Below are 15766 nucleotides of genomic sequence, written 5' to 3'. Positions count from 1 at the left end.
TTTTGTGCCGTTTGGCGCGCAGCAGTTGACTTTGCGACCAAGAAACCTGATGCCTTGGCGTGAAAAAGATTGAGCAAACCGGGATGAAACCATTGACCCAGACGGACAAGACACAGGCAGCCCTGCAGGCGGCGCAGAAAGCAGCCGATGCTGTGCGGGAAGCTCAGGCTGAGCTGGTGGATGCAGGCCGCGCATTGTTCAAGAAATCATGGATATTCATTCGTGGCGTGCCATCGATGAAATTCCTTCCACCGGAAGGCCCGATCGAAATCGCCTTTGCCGGACGTTCCAATGTCGGCAAGTCATCGCTGATCAATGCCCTCGTCGGCAAGAAGGGGCTGGCGCGCACCTCCAATACGCCGGGCCGCACACAGGAACTCAACTATTTCGTGCCGGATGGTCATTCCGGCGAAAATGGCGATCTGCCGCCGCTTGCTCTGGTGGATATGCCGGGCTATGGCTTTGCCGAGGCGCCAAAATCACAGGTTGATGCCTGGACGCGGCTTGTCTTTGACTATCTGCGTGGCCGCACCACGCTGAAGCGCGTCTATGTGCTGATTGACGCCCGCCACGGCATCAAGAAGAATGATGCGGAAGTGCTCGACCTGCTCGACAAGGCCGCCGTTTCCTATCAGATCGTGCTGACCAAGATCGACAAGATCAAGGCAGCCGGTGTGCCAAGGCTGATTGAAGAGACCCACAAGCTCACCATGCGCCGCGCTGCCTGCTTTCCCGGCATCATTGCCACCTCGTCGGAAAAAGGCATCGGCCTTGACGAATTGCGCGCCGCCATTGCGCTTGTCGTCCGTGAAGGATGAGACCAAAGCCGTTCCGGGAAAAGTGGGCACCGGTCTTCCGTTCGGACCTGCGAAAAGGAAAGGTGCCGTTCCAGGAAAAGTGGAGACCTGCTTCCGGCTGGAAGGGCGAAAACAACATGTCGGGGCAATCAGCGTTGCCGTGAAAATCCGAATTGCTTCAAACCTGCCATCACTGCGGGCAGGCTTCTGACAGCCCATTGAGATTCTGGCTCAGCCGTTCGAAACTTGCCATTTTTTGGCCATTATTTCGCTCGATTTTGACCACAAAAATGCCATCAAAATCATCATGTGGCCACTTTGGGGCCACATTTTTATCACCGTTATTATCCTTGAGCAATTGCCGGACGAGCCTGACCAACTGCTTGTGCTCCCATGCCACCAGCACGGTTCTGTCGTGATAGTCCGGCTGCATGAGCGCGTCCTTCAACCCATCGATCTCATCATAGCCAAAGCGTGTATCGACCGGCAGCGCATAATGGATGGCCGTGGGCTCGACCGTGGCAAGCGGGCGGACATAGGCATAGGGCTTGCCCTGATCTTTCTTGAGCCTGGCTGGATTGGGAGCAAAGATCGCATCCGGCTTGCCAAAGTTCCGTTCAATCACACCGGGCAGTTTCAGCGCGCGGTTAAGCCCCTTGCAACTCAGCTGCCCCAGCCCGTGTTGAGGTTTTTCGCCATGGCGGATCAGGATGATCGTCTCGGTCTGCACCGCCGCCAGGGCAGGCATACATGAAAGAGCCCCCAGCAACACCACCACAGCCGCCTTCAGTATGAAAATGCCCCTCGCAAATTGCCCTTTGCAATTCTCCATCAAAACAGATGGGTTTCCAATCGGCAAATTGCAGCTTGCGGCAAGAAAAGCGTTTTACACCACCTCGCGAATTGCTTATAGCAGTTCCAAGAAAAGTGGGAACCGGCTTTCCGTCCTGAACTGCGGAAAAACAACACGTTAGAGCAATTCAGCATTTTCTTGAAAAGATGGATTGCTCCAGAAAAGCGTGTTCCTGCGTTGCGAGCCATGGATATTGTCATGACGATTTCTACCACCACGCCCCTCGGAAATTCCGAAATGCAAGCCCAGCTTCTCTCTGCCGCCCTGCCCTATATGCAGCGCTATGAGAACAAGCACGTCGTGGTGAAATATGGCGGCCATGCCATGGGCGACCCGGAACTGGGCAAGGCCTTTGCGCGCGACATCGCGCTGTTGAAACAGTCCGGCATCAATCCGATCGTCGTGCATGGCGGTGGCCCACAGATCCAGAACATGCTCACCAAGCTTGGCATCGAATCGCGCTTTGAAGGCGGCCTGCGCGTGACCGATGAAAAGACGGTCGAGATCGTCGAAATGGTTCTGGCTGGTTCGATCAACAAGGAAATCGTCGCCCTCATCAATGCCGAAGGCGAATGGGCGATCGGCCTTTGCGGCAAGGATGGCAACATGGTCTTTGCCCGTCCTGCGCACAAGACGGTCGTTGACCCTGATTCCAATATTGAAAAAGTGCTGGATCTGGGCTTCGTCGGGGAACCGGCAGAAGTTGACCGCACCCTGCTTGATCTTCTGGCACGTTCTGAAATGATCCCGGTCATCGCCCCGGTCGCACCGGGCCGAGACGGCCACACCTATAATATCAATGCCGACACCTTTGCCGGCGCCATTGCCGGTGCGCTGGCAGCAACCCGCCTTCTGTTCCTCACCGATGTTCCGGGCGTTCTCGACAAGGACAAGAACCTGATCAAGGAACTGTCGGTTGCCGATGCGCGCGCACTCATTGCCGATGGCACCATTTCCGGCGGCATGATCCCGAAGGTTGAAACCTGCATTGACGCCATCAGCCGCGGCGTTGAAGGTGTTGTCATCCTCAATGGCAAGACCCCGCATTCCATCCTGCTGGAACTGTTCACCGAGCATGGTGCCGGTACACTGATCGTACCGTGATGATGACATGACCGAGACACCAGACGCTTCTGCCTTTGCCCATGTCAAGAACTGGGTGTTCGACCTCGACAACACCCTTTATCCGCATGAAACCGATCTGTTTTCACAGATCGACGTGCGCATGACGCGCTATGTGCAGGATCTGTTGCAATTGCCGCGCGATGAGGCGCGGCGGGTGCAGAAGCAGTTCTATCTCGATTATGGCACCACGCTGAAAGGCCTGATGGAATGCCATAATATCGATCCGGATGACTTTCTGCAGAAAGTCCACGATATTGATTATAGCTGGCTGAAGCCGAACCCGGCTCTGGGCGAGGCCATCAAGGCGCTTCCCGGCCGCCGTTTCATCTTCACCAATGGCGATCGCGGCCATGCCGAACGTGCCGCCGCCCGGCTCGGCATTCTTGATAATTTCGACGATATTTTTGACATTGTCGCCGCCGGCCTGACGCCAAAGCCACAACGCACCACCTATGATCTTTTCCTGGAAAAGTTCAGCATTGTCGCAAGCGAAGCGGCCATGTTCGAGGATCTCGCCCGCAATCTGGTCGTGCCGAAGAAACTGGGTATGAAAACGATTCTGGTCGTGCCGGGCAATTTCGAGCCAACCTTTTCTGAAATCTGGGAAAGTGACCCGGAATTCACCGATCAGGTGGATTATGTGACCGATGATCTGACCCATTTTCTGAAGCAGCTGACTGCAGCCTGACAGGCTCTTGTTTTACCGGCGTTGAGCAATCGCCCGACAAGGTCGCGCGCCGCCTTCCCGACTGCCTTTCCCATACGCGATTGCCTGTCGTAACAGGACAGCAGATAGACTGGTTGCATTTCTGCTGTCCGGGGCTGAAACAGACAGCTCAGGCCTGTTCCAGCCCTGTCCGGTTAATTTTTTGTAATATTGACGGAAATCAAGGCAATTTTCTTACCCTTGCGCCAGACCTCCAGCATTCTTTAGCAATCGAAGGCGATCATGAAGCCAATCAAACATGCATTCTGGGGCACGCTGGTTATACTTGCCCTTTTGTGGTGGCTGGCAGAACCTCTGAGCCTGTTCCGAGCGCAGAATTTCATCCAGTACCGCGCAGTCTTGATGCAACTGACCGGCGTACTGGCAATCGGCAGCATGAGTGTTGCCATGATGCTGGCCGTGCGCCCACGCTGGCCGGAGCGCAGGCTGGGCGGCCTCGACAAGATGTACCGCCTGCACAAATGGTTCGGCATTTCTGCCCTGTCGTTTGCAGTGATGCACTGGGTTCTGTCCAATGCACCCAAATGGGCGGTGCAGCTTGGCCTGATGGAACCCCGCCAGCGCTCGCCGCGTGCGCCCGGAGCAGAACAGGTGCAGATGACGGTCGAGACCTTTTTGCGCAGCTATCGCAAGCTGGCTGAAAGCGTCGGCGAATGGTCATTCTATGCCGCCATCATCCTGCTCTGTCTCGCGCTGATCCGCTCTTTTCCCTATCGCCTGTTCTACAAGACTCACCGCATTCTGGCGCTTTCCTATCTTGCGCTGGTGTTCCACGCCGTCATCCTCATCAATTATGCCGACTGGGCGACACCGCTTGGACTTGTCATGGCGCTCATGCTGATCACGGGCAGCTATTGCGCGCTGGTCCTGCTTTTCCGCCGCGCTGGCAAATCGCGTCAGGTCACCGGCAAGCTGGTTAGTACACAGGTCTATCCCGGCGTCAAATCGCTTGAAATGAAAATCGCAATGCCTGCATCATGGCCGGGACACAAGCCGGGGCAGTTTGCCTTCATCATGACCGCGCCCTCCGAAGGCCCACATCCTTTCACTATTGCATCCGACTGGGATCCGTCCGACCGCCATATTACCGTCATCGCCAAGGAACTGGGCGACTATACCAATGGCTTGCAGGACCGGCTGACAATCGGGCAGGATGTGCGTATTGAAGGCCCCTATGGCTGTTTTACCTTCGATGATGCTTGCCCAACCCAGATCTGGATCAGCGGCGGCATCGGCATTACGCCCTTTATCGGTGAAATCCAGCACATCGTGCGCAAGCAGGCTGAAACGAAAAGGCCCGACCCGCGCGCCATCCATCTCTTCCACAGCTCCAGCACCTATGATGAAGACGCCTTCACCAAGCTGATCGCCATCGCGGAAAAGGCGGGCATCAATCTGACCGTCATGGTTGATTCAAGAGGCGGCCCCCTGACGGGCGAAACAATCCGTCAGTCTGTCCCGCAATGGAAGGGCGCCAGCATCTGGTTTTGCGGCCCCGTGGGATTTGGCGATGTGCTGATCAAGGATTTTGCCGCGCATGGCTTTGATGTCGACCGGCATTTTCACCGCGAGCTTTTCAGCATGCGTTAAGTCAATGACATCCCGAAAATGACAAACTGCTTTCGGGATGTCCGGCATTCAGGTCAGAGCCTGTAAAACTCCTTGATGATGGCCCAGGCTTCCTCGGCCGTTTCCACGAAATTCAAGATTTCCAGATCATCCGGCGAGATCGTGCCCTGTTCGGCGAGAAACTCGATATTGATCGCCTTGCGCCAGAACGCCTCGCCAAACAGGATCAGCGGCACGCGCTCCATGCGGTTGGTCTGGATCAGGGTCATGGCCTCGAACAGCTCGTCCATCGTGCCAAAGCCGCCCGGAAAGACACAGATCGCCTTGGCGCGCATAAGGAAATGCATCTTGCGGATGGCAAAATAGTGGAAGTTGAAGCAGAGATCCGGCGTGACATAGGGGTTCGGCGCCTGTTCATGCGGCAGCACGATATTGAGCCCGATCGTCGGCGCGCCGACATCTGCAGCTCCCCGGTTGCCCGCTTCCATCACACCGGGGCCGCCCCCCGTGACCACGATGAATTCACGATAATAGGTCGTGGCCGAATATTCCGAACACAGCCGGGCAAACTTGCGTGCTTCCTCATAATAATGGGAATTGGCTTCCAGATTCTTCTTCTGCTGTTCGTTCTTGGCCGCCCATGCCTCACCGCCCGGCTCTGGAATGCGTGCACCGCCAAACATCACCACGGTTGACTTGATGCCGCGGTCAGCCAGAATGAGTTCCGGCTTGAGCAGTTCAAGCTGCAGTCTTACCGCGCGCAGATCGCGCCGGGTCATGAAATCATCATCCGTGAAGGCAAGACGATAGGCGGGATTTTCAGTCTGCGGCGTCTGTGGCACGATACGTGCCTGCTTGACCGCATCCTCGGAATTGGGGAATGGCGTCCAACCGGACTTCTCCATCGGATTCATGCTCAATCATACTCCTCAATCATGCCCGCCAGAAGTTCGGCATGCTGTCCTCGCCGGGCGCAGATAACACCGATTGTTCAATACGTTCAATCTGTCCCAAATAGGGCATCACGCAAATCAACGTAACCGATTGACCCATATAGTGCCTTCGCTTAAGCACAGTGCAGACAATCTCACCGCCACTCTGGCGACATTGCCATCTCACGGAGACGACACCCCATGACCAAGCTTGATCTCGCCAGCCTTGAAAAGACAATCGACAAGGCTTTCGATGAGCGTGACGGCATTTCAACCGCAACCCGCGGCGAAGTACGCGACGCTGTCGAATATGCGCTGCAACTGCTCGACCGCGGTGAAGCCCGTGTCGCAGAAAAGAAGGCTGACGGCAACTGGCATGTCAATCAATGGCTGAAAAAGGCGGTTCTTCTGTCTTTCCGCCTCAACCCGATGGAAGTCATCAAGGGCGGCCCCGGCCAGTCATCGTGGTGGGACAAGGTGCCTTCAAAATTTGACGGTTGGGGTGCGGAAGAATTTCAGGCCGCCGGTTTCCGCGCCGTGCCAAACTGCGTCGTACGTCATTCGGCCTATATCGCGCCAAATGCCATTCTGATGCCGTCTTTCATCAATCTCGGCGCCTATGTCGGTGAAGGCACGATGGTCGATACCTGGGCAACGGTCGGCTCCTGCGCCCAGATCGGCAAGAATGTGCATCTGTCCGGCGGCGTCGGCATTGGCGGCGTTCTGGAGCCGATGCAGGCAGGCCCCACCATCATTGAAGACAATTGCTTCATCGGTGCCCGTTCGGAAGTGGTTGAAGGCTGCATCGTCCGCGAAGGCTCCGTACTTGGCATGGGTGTTTTCATCGGCAAGTCGACCAAGATCGTTGACCGCGCCACCGGTGAAATCTTCTATGGCGAAGTTCCGCCCTATTCGGTCGTCGTTGCCGGCACCATGCCGGGCCAGAATGTGCCAGGCGAGAACTGGGGCCCAAGCCTTTACTGCGCCGTCATCGTCAAGCGTGTCGATGAAAAGACCCGCTCCAAGACCTCGATCAATGATCTTCTGCGCGACTGATTGTTCGCATTCGGACAGCAAAAAGGCGAAGCACACCGGCTTCGCCTTTTCTTCACATTGAGAATGCTTAAAGCATCCTTACCTTAACCGGATTTTGTACAATACGCTAAGCTTTTATTCTGATATGGCTTTTTATCCCAAGGCTTGATCGGCTTCGGGAAGATATGGCGCCTTAGTGGTTACCGAAATTGCTGCGGTAATCGGCATTGTCAGCCTGGTGAGCTGCAGCCGGGGCAACATGGTCAACATTCGGCTGGCTCTTTGCATTGGCAAAGTTTTCTTCCTTGATGGCCTTGCGGCTGCTCATGGAAACGAAAGTCTTGTCCTGAGCGGCTAGTGATTCTGGTTCTCCCACATATGGGTTTTCAGCAAAGGCAGCACCAGCGTTCAGTGTAACGACAAGGGCAGCAGCAACAAGAGCAATCTTTTTCATTTTCATAATCCTTATCCCTTGGTCCTCTGGTCTGATGACTTCAGAAGACTTTCATTGGCAGCAAGCCGCAATGGCTCGTTCCGAACGCGCCGGACCTATCTGGAGGTCCGAAGCCCTCGTCATCATCTGCAGTGCATCTTCATTCCGGTCAGATCAGGCGCATAATCTGGCCTCATTCATTTTTCGACCGGCGCTGCCGGCACAGCATTCGGCAGCGGGAACAAGCGCGAATCCCCTGAACATGGGCGACATCTTTCCCGTTCCAATAGATTCAAAATGGAGAACAATGCTGAATTTTACCAGTAACAAAAATGTTCGCCGGCTCACATAAAATTGCTCATGACTTTTTGGAAATCTTACCTATGGCATTATTTTATTATTTATTTTCAATATGTTAAACAAACACTATCTGCTCACACCCTTGTGAGAGTCTTCTTGTGCTCATCAAAAGCAAACAGAGCACGTGCAAACATTGTACAGATTATATGAACAATTTCACCTTGCACGCACAGTGGCAACAGGGGCTGGGCAGTTCTGCACCACCACGGTTCTGCGCCCGGCAACAGACATCCATTCACCCGCATGGGCAGGCGACTGCATCTTGATGTAGCAATGAAGGTCTTCTCAAGCGGAAGCACTTCATTGCGCAGATTGTCGAAATATAGTCACCATGATCAGTGCACACCGTCAGCACCACATGCGGCTCACGCCCCTGCACCAAGGTGATCAGCAACAGGGATGGATCGATCCCCCGCGCCATGAGTCTGGCGCGTTTGGCGAGCACAAAATCCTCGCAATCGCCCCTGCCTTGGCCGGTATCGCCCAATAATCACGCAAGCCGTAATTCTGCTGATCCGGAACGGCGCCTATGCTGCGGTTGACCGCATCATTGACCACCTGCAGCAGTGCACGCCGCGCATCGGTCAATTTCAGCGGAGCTGCAACCTTGTGCCTGCAGCAATCATCCGGTTTGCGCCTGCACCAGTCGAGATGGCCACAGGGAATGCTGGTAACCCTTCCCGTCTCGTTCAACTCTGCCGCTGCGGCCGGAAAAGTGATTGCCCAATGCCGGTCAGGGTATGCGGCAAGAACTGCCTCAGCTTTCCCATGCGCGTGTTCCCGTCAACCGGCCATATAGGCTCATTATCAACTTCAGCTTACTGAACGACGGCATTGTCGGCCCGGTCAAGCACAAACAGGCAGGCAAGGCCGCCATGCACGAAAGGGCACAAAGCAGTTCCAGGAAAAGTGGGCTCCGGTTTTCCGTCCGGAACTGCGCAAAAGACAAACTGCAGTTCCAGGAAAAGTGGGCCCCGGTTTTCCACCCTGGAACTGCGAAATGACAGTATGTCGGAGCAATTCAGTGTTTCCGTGAAAATCTGAATTGCTCTAGTCTTGCAGCCAATTGATTCTCTTTGTCAGTTGGATGCCATGACCCTGCCTGTTGATCCCGCCGAAAACCTTGCCGCCCTGATCCGCTGCCCCTCTGTCACGCCTGCTGAAGGCGGCGCACTGGGCGTACTGGAAAACATGCTGAAACCCATGGGTTTCAGCATCGAACGCCCCGTTTTCAGCGAAGCGGGCACACCGGACATTGAAAATCTCTATGCACGCAGATCCGGCAATGGCCCGCATCTGATGTTTGCCGGCCACACCGATGTGGTGCCGCCCGGCGATGAGGCGCTGTGGAAACATCCGCCCTTCTCCGCCGCGATTGAAGACGGCATCATGTATGGCCGCGGCGCAGTGGACATGAAGGGCGGCATTGCCTGTTTCGTCGCAGCCGTTGCCCGGCATCTGGAAAAACATGGCAGCCTCGCGGGCAGCATCTCCTTCCTCATTACCGGCGACGAGGAAGGCCCGGCGATCAATGGTACGGTCAAGCTGCTGGAATGGGCAAAACAGCGTGGCGAAAGCTGGGATGCATCGATCGTCGGCGAGCCGACCAATCCCACCACGCTGGGTGAAATGATCAAGATCGGCCGCCGTGGTTCCCTTTCCGGCACCATCACCGTACATGGCATTCAGGGCCATGTCGCCTATCCGCAGCGTGCGGACAATCCGGTGCGCGGCATGATGTGCCTGCTCGAAAGCCTGCTCGATCCGGCCTTTGACCATGGCACGGAAAATTTCCAGGCCAGCAATCTGGAAGTCACCACCATTGATGTCGGCAATCGCGCCACCAATGTGATTCCCGCCAGGGCGACGGCAGGCTTCAACATCCGTTTCAACGATACCTGGACGGCAGAAAGCCTGAAGGCCGAGATCTGTGCGCGGCTGGAACGCGCAGCCCAGGCAAACCGCCTGCGCCCCGGCCGTGACACAGCAATTCAATATGATCTCGTCTGGAATGAACGCCCAAGCCATGTCTTCCTGACACGGGACGACAGGCTGATCGGCACGCTTACCCGATCGATCGAGGCGGTGACCGGCAGACGCCCGGAGCTGTCCACCTCTGGCGGTACGTCGGATGCCCGTTTCATCAAGGATTATTGCCCGGTGGTTGAATTTGGCCTTGCCGGCCAGACCATGCATATGGTCGACGAGCGTGTACCGCTTGCGGAACTGGAAGATCTGACGCAGATTTACGAACGCTTCATCGCTGATTTTCTTGCATAGGGTGTGAATGCCGAGCCTCGACGATATATTTCGCTATTTCAACGGCGTATGGCGCATGATGCTGGGGCGCCGTGATGGTCTGGATTATCTCGATATTTCGGCAGAGGATTTCTGGTCTTCCTTTTATGCCATTGTCGTGGCGCTGCCGCCGCTCTTTGCAAGCTGGGTCAGCGCTGCGGCCAATCTGACCGCGGGCCGCGAGGAAGCCGGCTTTCGACTTGCCATCATCCTGCGCCTGGCCTTTGTCGATATTGCCGCATGGGTCATTCCGCTGATCCTTGTCGGCCTGCTTGCGCGCACGATCGGCATAGCCAGCCGTTATGCGCCCTATGTGATTGCGACAAACTGGGGCACGGCGCTTGTGTCCTGGTTCTTTGCCCCGATCACCCTGTTGCAGCTGTTCGTGCCTGACAGCGCGGATGTGACGACGCTGTTTGCCTTCATCATGTTCGGCGCATCTGTCGTGTTAGGCTATCGCCTGACGCATGTTGCCCTGCAACGACCGCATGTGGTTGTCGCGCCGTTCTTTGCCTGTGTCTTTTTCGGCACGCTGTTCCTGACCGTGCTGCTGCAGCAGATCTTCCGGATCGGCTTTGCCCATCAAGCCTATTAAAACAATTCCAGAAAAAGTCGAAACAGGTTTTCCGCCCGGAACTGCGGGAAACAACATGTCAGAGCAATCAGCATTTCCGTGAAAATCCGGATTGTTGCAGGAATGTGCCTGTTTGCCCGCTGGCGCTGGCATCAGGCCTAAAACGGAAAGGCGTAATCCACACCGACGAGATACAGCCCATAGGGCGGGGCCACCTGACCACAGGCCTTGCGGTCGCGCGCTTCAAGAGCTGCCTGCAGGTCATCCGCCGTCCAGCGGCCAACCCCCACTTCCATCAGGCTGCCGGCAAAGGAGCGCACCTGATTGTGCAGGAAGGAACGCGCCGACACCCGCAATTCGACATAATCCCCTTTGCGCGTGACATCGAGACGGTCGAGCGTCTTGACCGGGCTTTTGGCCTGACATTGCGTGGCACGGAAGGTAGTGAAATCATGTTCGCCTAGAAGCCGCTGGGCCGCCTCATGCATGGCCTCATGATCAAGCCGCTTCTGCACCCACCATGCCCGCTGATAATCCAGCGCCAGCGGCGCGCGACGATTGCAGATGCGATAGAGATAATGCCGCGCGCGGGCGGAAAAACGCGCGTCGAAAGCATCCGTCGTCTTTTCGACATTGAGAATGCTGATGCGCTCATTGGCCATCACCAGATGGGCATTGACCGCATCGCGCACCTTGCCGGCAGCCCAATCCCTGGAAAGATCGACATGCGCCACCTGCGCTGTCGCATGTACACCGGCATCCGTACGACCAGCCGCACTCAGCGTCAGATCCTCGCCGCAGAATTTCCTGAACGCCTGCTCAATCGCGGCCTGAACCGTATGGCCGTTTTCCTGACGCTGCCAGCCCGCATAGGGCGTGCCGTCATATTCGATCAGAAGCTTGTAACGCGGCACTGTTCAAAGAACCTTCGTCACATGTGCACCACGCAGGAAATCTGCCGCCGCCAGAGGCTTGCCACCAGAGCGCTGCAGGCTCACAAGCCGAACCGCGCCCTTGCCGCAGGCAATCGTCAGGCGTTCATCCAGAACCGTGCCCGGCACGCCATTGCCCTCACCCAGCGTCGAGCGCAGCAATTTCACCCGCTCAACCGCGCCATTGATTTCCATTTCGCACCATGCGCCCGGAAAGGGCGACAGGCCGCGAATCCTGTTGTGCACATCCCTGGCAGGCTTCGACCAGTCGATGCGCGCCTCGGCCTTGTCGATCTTGGCGGCATAGGTGATGCCTTCCTCGGCCTGCGGCTGCAGGGCAAGGCTGTCGCGCTCAAGCGCGCCAAGTGCGCGTACCATCAGGTCTGCCCCGATCTGGCTGAGCCTGTCGTGCAATTCGCCCGCCGTCATATCCGGCGTGATCACCACCTTTTCCGCCATGGCGACAGGGCCGGTATCAAGCCCCTCGTCCATCTTCATGATCATCATGCCGGTTTCGCTGTCACCGGCCATGATCGCGCGCTGGATCGGCGCCGCCCCCCGCCAGCGCGGCAACAGCGAGGCATGACCATTGTAACAGCCAAGGCGCGGCGCTTCGAGAATGGCCTTGGGCAGCAGCAGCCCATAGGCCACCACAATGGCAACATCAGCCTCAAGAGCAGCAAAGGCTGCCTGTTCTTCCGGATCTTTCAGGCTCTTTGGTGTAAAGACCGGAATGCCAAATTGTTCGGCCTTTTCATGCACCGGCGACTTGGTGAGCTCCAGCCCGCGCCGCCCCGCCGGGCGCGGCGGCTGGGTATAGACCGCCACCACCTCATAGCCATGGCCAATGATGGCCGTCAGGATCGGCACCGAAAATTCCGGCGTGCCCATGAAGACGATACGCATCACAGCACCTTCCTGCCCGCCCGCTCCCTGGCGAGCTTCCTGAACTTCTTGATCACCATGTCGCGCTTCAGCTTCGACAGATGGTCAATGAACAGCACACCATTGAGATGGTCAATCTCGTGCTGCAGGCAGGTCGCCATCAGCCCATCCGCATCCATGCTCTGCGGCTTGCCCTCAAGGTCGAAATATTCGACCCTGATTTTCGCCGGGCGCTCCACCTCCGCATAATAATCGGGAATCGACAGGCAACCTTCTTCATAGGTGCCACGCTCATCCGAGGAGGAAACAATCTGTGGATTGACGAAAACATGCGGCTGTTTCTCCTCGTCGCCCTTGGCGAGATCAATAACCAGCATGCGGATCGGCTCGCCCACCTGAATGGCGGCAAGGCCAATGCCCGGCGCATCATACATGGTGTCGAACATGTCGCCGGCAAATTTGCGCAACTGGTCATCAAAGCGTTCAACCGGCTTGGAAACCAGACGCAGCAGCGGATCGGGGAGAATGATAAGCGGTTTTACTGACATGGCTTCCACGTAATCGCTCGATGCGAACTCGTCAATTGCGCTTTGCAAAATGTTCCCGTTTTGATCTCTGCAAGTTTGTACGAATCAGCTAAGCTTGCAAAATGGAAAACCAGTCTTTGTTGCATGAACCGCTGTTACAGCTTGGCAGCACCATCTTTTCGCTTGGCGATCTCCTGCTTGCGGCCATTGTGGTGGTGGTGCTCTGTCTTGCCCTGTTTCTGATTACGGCCGCCCGTTCGGCCCGGCTGCGCGCCGTGGCAGAAGCGCAGGCGGAAGAACGTGCCCGCGAAGCCGAATATCGCATGGCCGAAATCCTCAAGGCCCAGGCCGAAATGCAGGGCCGCATGCAGACCATGGCGGAGGTCTTCGGCTCGCGCCAGGCAGAGCTGAATCAGGCCATTCGCGAGCGGCTTGACGGCATGACCCACCGTCTCGGCCAGACCATGACCGAACAGACCCGCTCCACGCATGAAAATCTCGCCAAATTGCAGGAGCGGCTTGCCATCATCGATACGGCGCAGAACAATATCCAGTCGCTTGCCGGTCAGGTGGTGCAGTTGCAGGCCATCCTTGCCAACAAGCAGACACGCGGCGCCTTTGGCCAGTCACGCATGGAAGCCATCATTGCCGATGGCCTGCCGCAGGGCGCTTATGAATTTCAGGCAACCCTGTCGAACGGCACCCGCCCCGACTGTCTGGTGCGCATGCCAAACAATGCGCCGTCTCTGGTGGTTGACGCGAAATTCCCGCTCGAAGCATGGAACGCCATGCGCGAAACCGAACAACCGGAAGCGCGCAAACAGGCGATTGCACAGTTTCGCCGCGACATGGAAACCCATATCAAGGACATTGCCGACAAATATCTGATCCCCGGTGAAACCCAGGATACGGCCTTTCTGTTCGTGCCATCCGAGTCGATCTTTGCCGATATTCATGAACATTTCGAGGCGCTGGTGCAGCGCGCCCATCGCGCGCGCGTGGTGATTGTCTCGCCATCGCTCCTGATGCTGTCGATCCAGGTCATTCAGGCCATCCTGAAAGATGCGCGCATGCGCGAACAGGCCCATGTCATTCAGGCGGAAGTGATCCGGCTGATGGAAGATGTGGCGCGGCTTGATGAGCGCGTGCGCAAGCTGCAAGGGCATTTCCAGCAGGCAAGCAAGGATATTGACGATATTCTGGTGTCGTCATCCAAGGTCATGAAGCGCGGCGCAAAGATCGAGGCGCTGGAACTGGGCGAAAAACCGATCGAGGACGCCCCGCAGACGCGCCCCGGCGAACGAACACCCGGCGCACTGCGTTTGCGCGTGGTCGATGAAGACTAGGCAGTTCCAGAAAATGTCGAAACCTGTTTCCGTCCGGAATTGCGGAAAACAGGGCGGCAAACCATTTGCCAGAGCCATTTTAGCGTTTCCGTGAAATCGGGATGGCTGCGCGTTCGGGAAACGCCTGAAGCCTTTCACAAGCCTGCATGTCATAACCTGCGACCCACGCATCAGGTTTCGGACCAATGGGCTTAAATTCAGGCCACGAAAACCACTTCAAACCTGCATGAAAACCTGCATGGCATTATCCGGCTGTGGAGCTGCGATCTGCATGACCCAGATCGCGCTCTGGCCAGACAAGATCACGCACGCGCTGTTTCAGCACCTTGGCCTCCGGAAAGCCGTTATCGCGCCTGCGTTCCCAGACAAGCGTTTCACTGCCATCCGGCTATGCACGCGGATTTCAAAAATACCGCCTGTGCCGGGCCTCAGCGACACTTCTGCCAGATCCTGGCCAAAAGTCTGCAGCAATTCCTGCGCCAGCCATGCCGCGCGCAGCATCCAGTTGCATTGCGCACAATAGGTAAGAGAAATTCTGACGGTCACGGACTGTAATCTTTCGCCTTTGGCATGACATATTCCGCTTGGGCAATTCAGATTTCCACGGAAATGCTGATTGCTTCAACATGCTATTTTAACATTGTTTCGCAGCCTAGGCGGAAAACCGGTTTCCACTCTTCCTGGAACTGCCACTCTGGACAGATTATAGCGGCAAATCCCCGCGCGCGCGACCGTCCCGTCCTGATGTTTACGCATGGTCCTGCATGCATGAAAGCCGCAGCAAACCACAAAATATTGAACTATGACGGCCTTATTGTAAACTAAATCCATCCGAAGCAACTTTTAATATAATAGTATATTTGTTTAAAAATAACGCCAATCATGCGTTTTATTTTTTAATAAAATACGATTGCAGTCGAAATAAATATGACAAAAATATATGGATTTATTGTTATTTTTTATGGTGATAAGATGTAATCATCGATACAGGAATTTCGTATCGAATTATTATTTTCATAAGGAATTACATTGTGGAAAAGATAATGGCCTCCATACTATTATCGACCATTACATTTTTCAGCATTGGCAGCGCCATGCTGCAGTCTGCAGCATCATTTCAAATGTAGATAAATGTGCTTTGGCATGTGCTCCGACCATTATGGAAGGAGCGGAAGCATATTTGCCCTGCCTTGAAAATATTTTGATCTGACCGTTCAGATCCCTAGCAATTTTCGATTCAGACCCGGTTTGCAATCCATCTTCATGGCTTGCAAACCGGGATTTATTCGCGGCAATCTGAGTGCCGCAGCCGCTCCAGGAAAAGTGGGGACCTGTTTCCGGAACCGAGAAAGCAACCTGCTGGAGCAATCAGC

The 15766-nt window shown here is 55.9% G+C and carries 15 protein-coding genes and 2 pseudogenes; 8 read left to right on the top strand and 9 right to left on the bottom strand.

Going from position 1 to position 15766, the window contains the following annotated elements; all coding sequences use genetic code 11:
- Positions 1–83: 83 nt before the first annotated feature.
- The gene (gene yihA, locus ACFO1V_RS03905; protein ID WP_374831871.1) at positions 84–818 is read left to right on the top strand and encodes a ribosome biogenesis GTP-binding protein YihA/YsxC; all 735 of its coding nucleotides are present in this window, start codon (positions 84–86) and stop codon (positions 816–818) included.
- 169 nt (positions 819–987) lie between these two features.
- On the opposite strand, the gene ACFO1V_RS03900 is transcribed toward yihA, so the two are convergent.
- A complete protein-coding gene (locus ACFO1V_RS03900) occupies positions 988–1545 on the bottom strand; it encodes a hypothetical protein (protein ID WP_374831873.1) in 558 nt (185 codons plus the stop codon).
- 303 nt (positions 1546–1848) lie between these two features.
- Here ACFO1V_RS03900 and argB point away from each other — a divergent pair, with 303 nt between their 5' ends.
- The 3 genes from argB to ACFO1V_RS03885 all read left to right on the top strand — a co-directional run bounded on the left by argB (position 1849) and on the right by ACFO1V_RS03885 (position 5092).
- The gene (gene argB / locus ACFO1V_RS03895) at positions 1849–2754 is read left to right on the top strand and encodes an acetylglutamate kinase (RefSeq protein ID WP_374831875.1); all 906 of its coding nucleotides are present in this window, start codon (positions 1849–1851) and stop codon (positions 2752–2754) included.
- 7 nt (positions 2755–2761) lie between these two features.
- Complete coding sequence (locus tag ACFO1V_RS03890; protein WP_374831877.1) at positions 2762–3463, top strand: pyrimidine 5'-nucleotidase; 702 nt, start codon at positions 2762–2764, stop codon at positions 3461–3463.
- A gap of 261 nt (positions 3464–3724) precedes the next feature.
- The gene (locus ACFO1V_RS03885; protein WP_374831879.1) at positions 3725–5092 is read left to right on the top strand and encodes a ferredoxin reductase family protein; all 1368 of its coding nucleotides are present in this window, start codon (positions 3725–3727) and stop codon (positions 5090–5092) included.
- A gap of 53 nt (positions 5093–5145) precedes the next feature.
- On the opposite strand, the gene ACFO1V_RS03880 is transcribed toward ACFO1V_RS03885, so the two are convergent.
- Positions 5146–5985, bottom strand: coding sequence for an LOG family protein (locus ACFO1V_RS03880; protein ID WP_374831942.1), 840 nt, complete (start codon positions 5983–5985; stop codon positions 5146–5148).
- A 219-nt stretch (positions 5986–6204) separates the two neighbouring features.
- Between ACFO1V_RS03880 and dapD the strand changes: the two genes are divergently transcribed.
- Positions 6205–7059, top strand: a complete 855-nt coding sequence (gene dapD, locus ACFO1V_RS03875; protein WP_374831881.1) for a 2,3,4,5-tetrahydropyridine-2,6-dicarboxylate N-succinyltransferase — start codon at positions 6205–6207, stop codon at positions 7057–7059.
- Positions 7060–7231: 172 nt separating this feature from the next.
- Here dapD and ACFO1V_RS03870 read toward each other — a convergent pair whose 3' ends face one another.
- Entirely contained in the window at positions 7232–7492 is a 261-nt protein-coding gene (locus tag ACFO1V_RS03870; protein WP_374831883.1) for a hypothetical protein, read from the bottom strand.
- 495 nt (positions 7493–7987) lie between these two features.
- A pseudogene (locus tag ACFO1V_RS03865) lies at positions 7988–8551 on the bottom strand (transglutaminase-like cysteine peptidase).
- Between the two features lie 372 nt (positions 8552–8923).
- Here ACFO1V_RS03865 and dapE point away from each other — a divergent pair.
- Both dapE and ACFO1V_RS03855 read left to right on the top strand, forming a co-directional pair.
- A complete protein-coding gene (gene dapE, locus ACFO1V_RS03860; RefSeq protein WP_374831885.1) occupies positions 8924–10111 on the top strand; it encodes a succinyl-diaminopimelate desuccinylase in 1188 nt (395 codons plus the stop codon).
- A 7-nt stretch (positions 10112–10118) separates the two neighbouring features.
- Complete coding sequence (locus ACFO1V_RS03855) at positions 10119–10724, top strand: hypothetical protein (RefSeq protein WP_374831887.1); 606 nt, start codon at positions 10119–10121, stop codon at positions 10722–10724.
- Between the two features lie 137 nt (positions 10725–10861).
- On the opposite strand, the gene truA is transcribed toward ACFO1V_RS03855, so the two are convergent.
- From truA to def, 3 genes are read right to left on the bottom strand one after another with little or no spacing between them, the layout of a single operon-like run.
- Positions 10862–11617 carry a tRNA pseudouridine(38-40) synthase TruA gene (gene truA / locus ACFO1V_RS03850; protein ID WP_374831889.1) on the bottom strand — a complete coding sequence of 252 codons (756 nt, stop codon included), beginning with the start codon at positions 11615–11617 and terminating at the stop codon, positions 10862–10864.
- A gap of 3 nt (positions 11618–11620) precedes the next feature.
- On the bottom strand, positions 11621–12541 hold the full coding sequence (gene fmt / locus ACFO1V_RS03845) for a methionyl-tRNA formyltransferase (protein ID WP_374831944.1): 921 nt from the start codon (positions 12539–12541) through the stop codon (positions 11621–11623).
- Entirely contained in the window at positions 12541–13068 is a 528-nt protein-coding gene (def, locus tag ACFO1V_RS03840; protein ID WP_374831891.1) for a peptide deformylase, read from the bottom strand. The genes fmt and def overlap by 1 nt, the downstream gene beginning before the upstream one ends.
- 101 nt (positions 13069–13169) lie before the next feature.
- Between def and ACFO1V_RS03835 the strand changes: the two genes are divergently transcribed.
- A complete protein-coding gene (locus ACFO1V_RS03835) occupies positions 13170–14393 on the top strand; it encodes a DNA recombination protein RmuC (protein ID WP_374831893.1) in 1224 nt (407 codons plus the stop codon).
- A 244-nt stretch (positions 14394–14637) separates the two neighbouring features.
- On the opposite strand, the pseudogene ACFO1V_RS03830 reads toward ACFO1V_RS03835, so the two are convergent.
- Positions 14638–14894: pseudogene (locus tag ACFO1V_RS03830) on the bottom strand (Rdx family protein).
- A gap of 576 nt (positions 14895–15470) precedes the next feature.
- Positions 15471–15761 carry a hypothetical protein gene (locus ACFO1V_RS03825; RefSeq protein WP_374831895.1) on the bottom strand — a complete coding sequence of 97 codons (291 nt, stop codon included), beginning with the start codon at positions 15759–15761 and terminating at the stop codon, positions 15471–15473.
- Positions 15762–15766: the final 5 nt, after the last annotated feature.

The organism is Daeguia caeni, from assembly GCF_042653845.1.
GTDB lineage: Bacteria > Pseudomonadota > Alphaproteobacteria > Rhizobiales > Rhizobiaceae > Brucella > Brucella caeni.
The sequence above is the reverse complement of the archived record's forward strand: the minus strand, read 5'-3'. Positions and strand labels throughout refer to the sequence as shown.

Coding starts and splice junctions, on each gene's coding strand:
- yihA (WP_374831871.1), top strand. CDS start 84: ATGAAACCATTGACCCAGACGGACAAGACACAGGCAGCCCTGCAGGCG.
- ACFO1V_RS03900 (WP_374831873.1), bottom strand. CDS start 1,545: ATGCCTGCCCTGGCGGCGGTGCAGACCGAGACGATCATCCTGATCCGC.
- argB (WP_374831875.1), top strand. CDS start 1,849: ATGACGATTTCTACCACCACGCCCCTCGGAAATTCCGAAATGCAAGCC.
- ACFO1V_RS03890 (WP_374831877.1), top strand. CDS start 2,762: ATGACCGAGACACCAGACGCTTCTGCCTTTGCCCATGTCAAGAACTGG.
- ACFO1V_RS03885 (WP_374831879.1), top strand. CDS start 3,725: ATGAAGCCAATCAAACATGCATTCTGGGGCACGCTGGTTATACTTGCC.
- ACFO1V_RS03880 (WP_374831942.1), bottom strand. CDS start 5,985: ATGAATCCGATGGAGAAGTCCGGTTGGACGCCATTCCCCAATTCCGAG.
- dapD (WP_374831881.1), top strand. CDS start 6,205: ATGACCAAGCTTGATCTCGCCAGCCTTGAAAAGACAATCGACAAGGCT.
- ACFO1V_RS03870 (WP_374831883.1), bottom strand. CDS start 7,492: ATGAAAAAGATTGCTCTTGTTGCTGCTGCCCTTGTCGTTACACTGAAC.
- dapE (WP_374831885.1), top strand. CDS start 8,924: ATGACCCTGCCTGTTGATCCCGCCGAAAACCTTGCCGCCCTGATCCGC.
- ACFO1V_RS03855 (WP_374831887.1), top strand. CDS start 10,119: ATGCCGAGCCTCGACGATATATTTCGCTATTTCAACGGCGTATGGCGC.
- fmt (WP_374831944.1), bottom strand. CDS start 12,541: ATGCGTATCGTCTTCATGGGCACGCCGGAATTTTCGGTGCCGATCCTG.
- def (WP_374831891.1), bottom strand. CDS start 13,068: ATGTCAGTAAAACCGCTTATCATTCTCCCCGATCCGCTGCTGCGTCTG.
- ACFO1V_RS03835 (WP_374831893.1), top strand. CDS start 13,170: ATGGAAAACCAGTCTTTGTTGCATGAACCGCTGTTACAGCTTGGCAGC.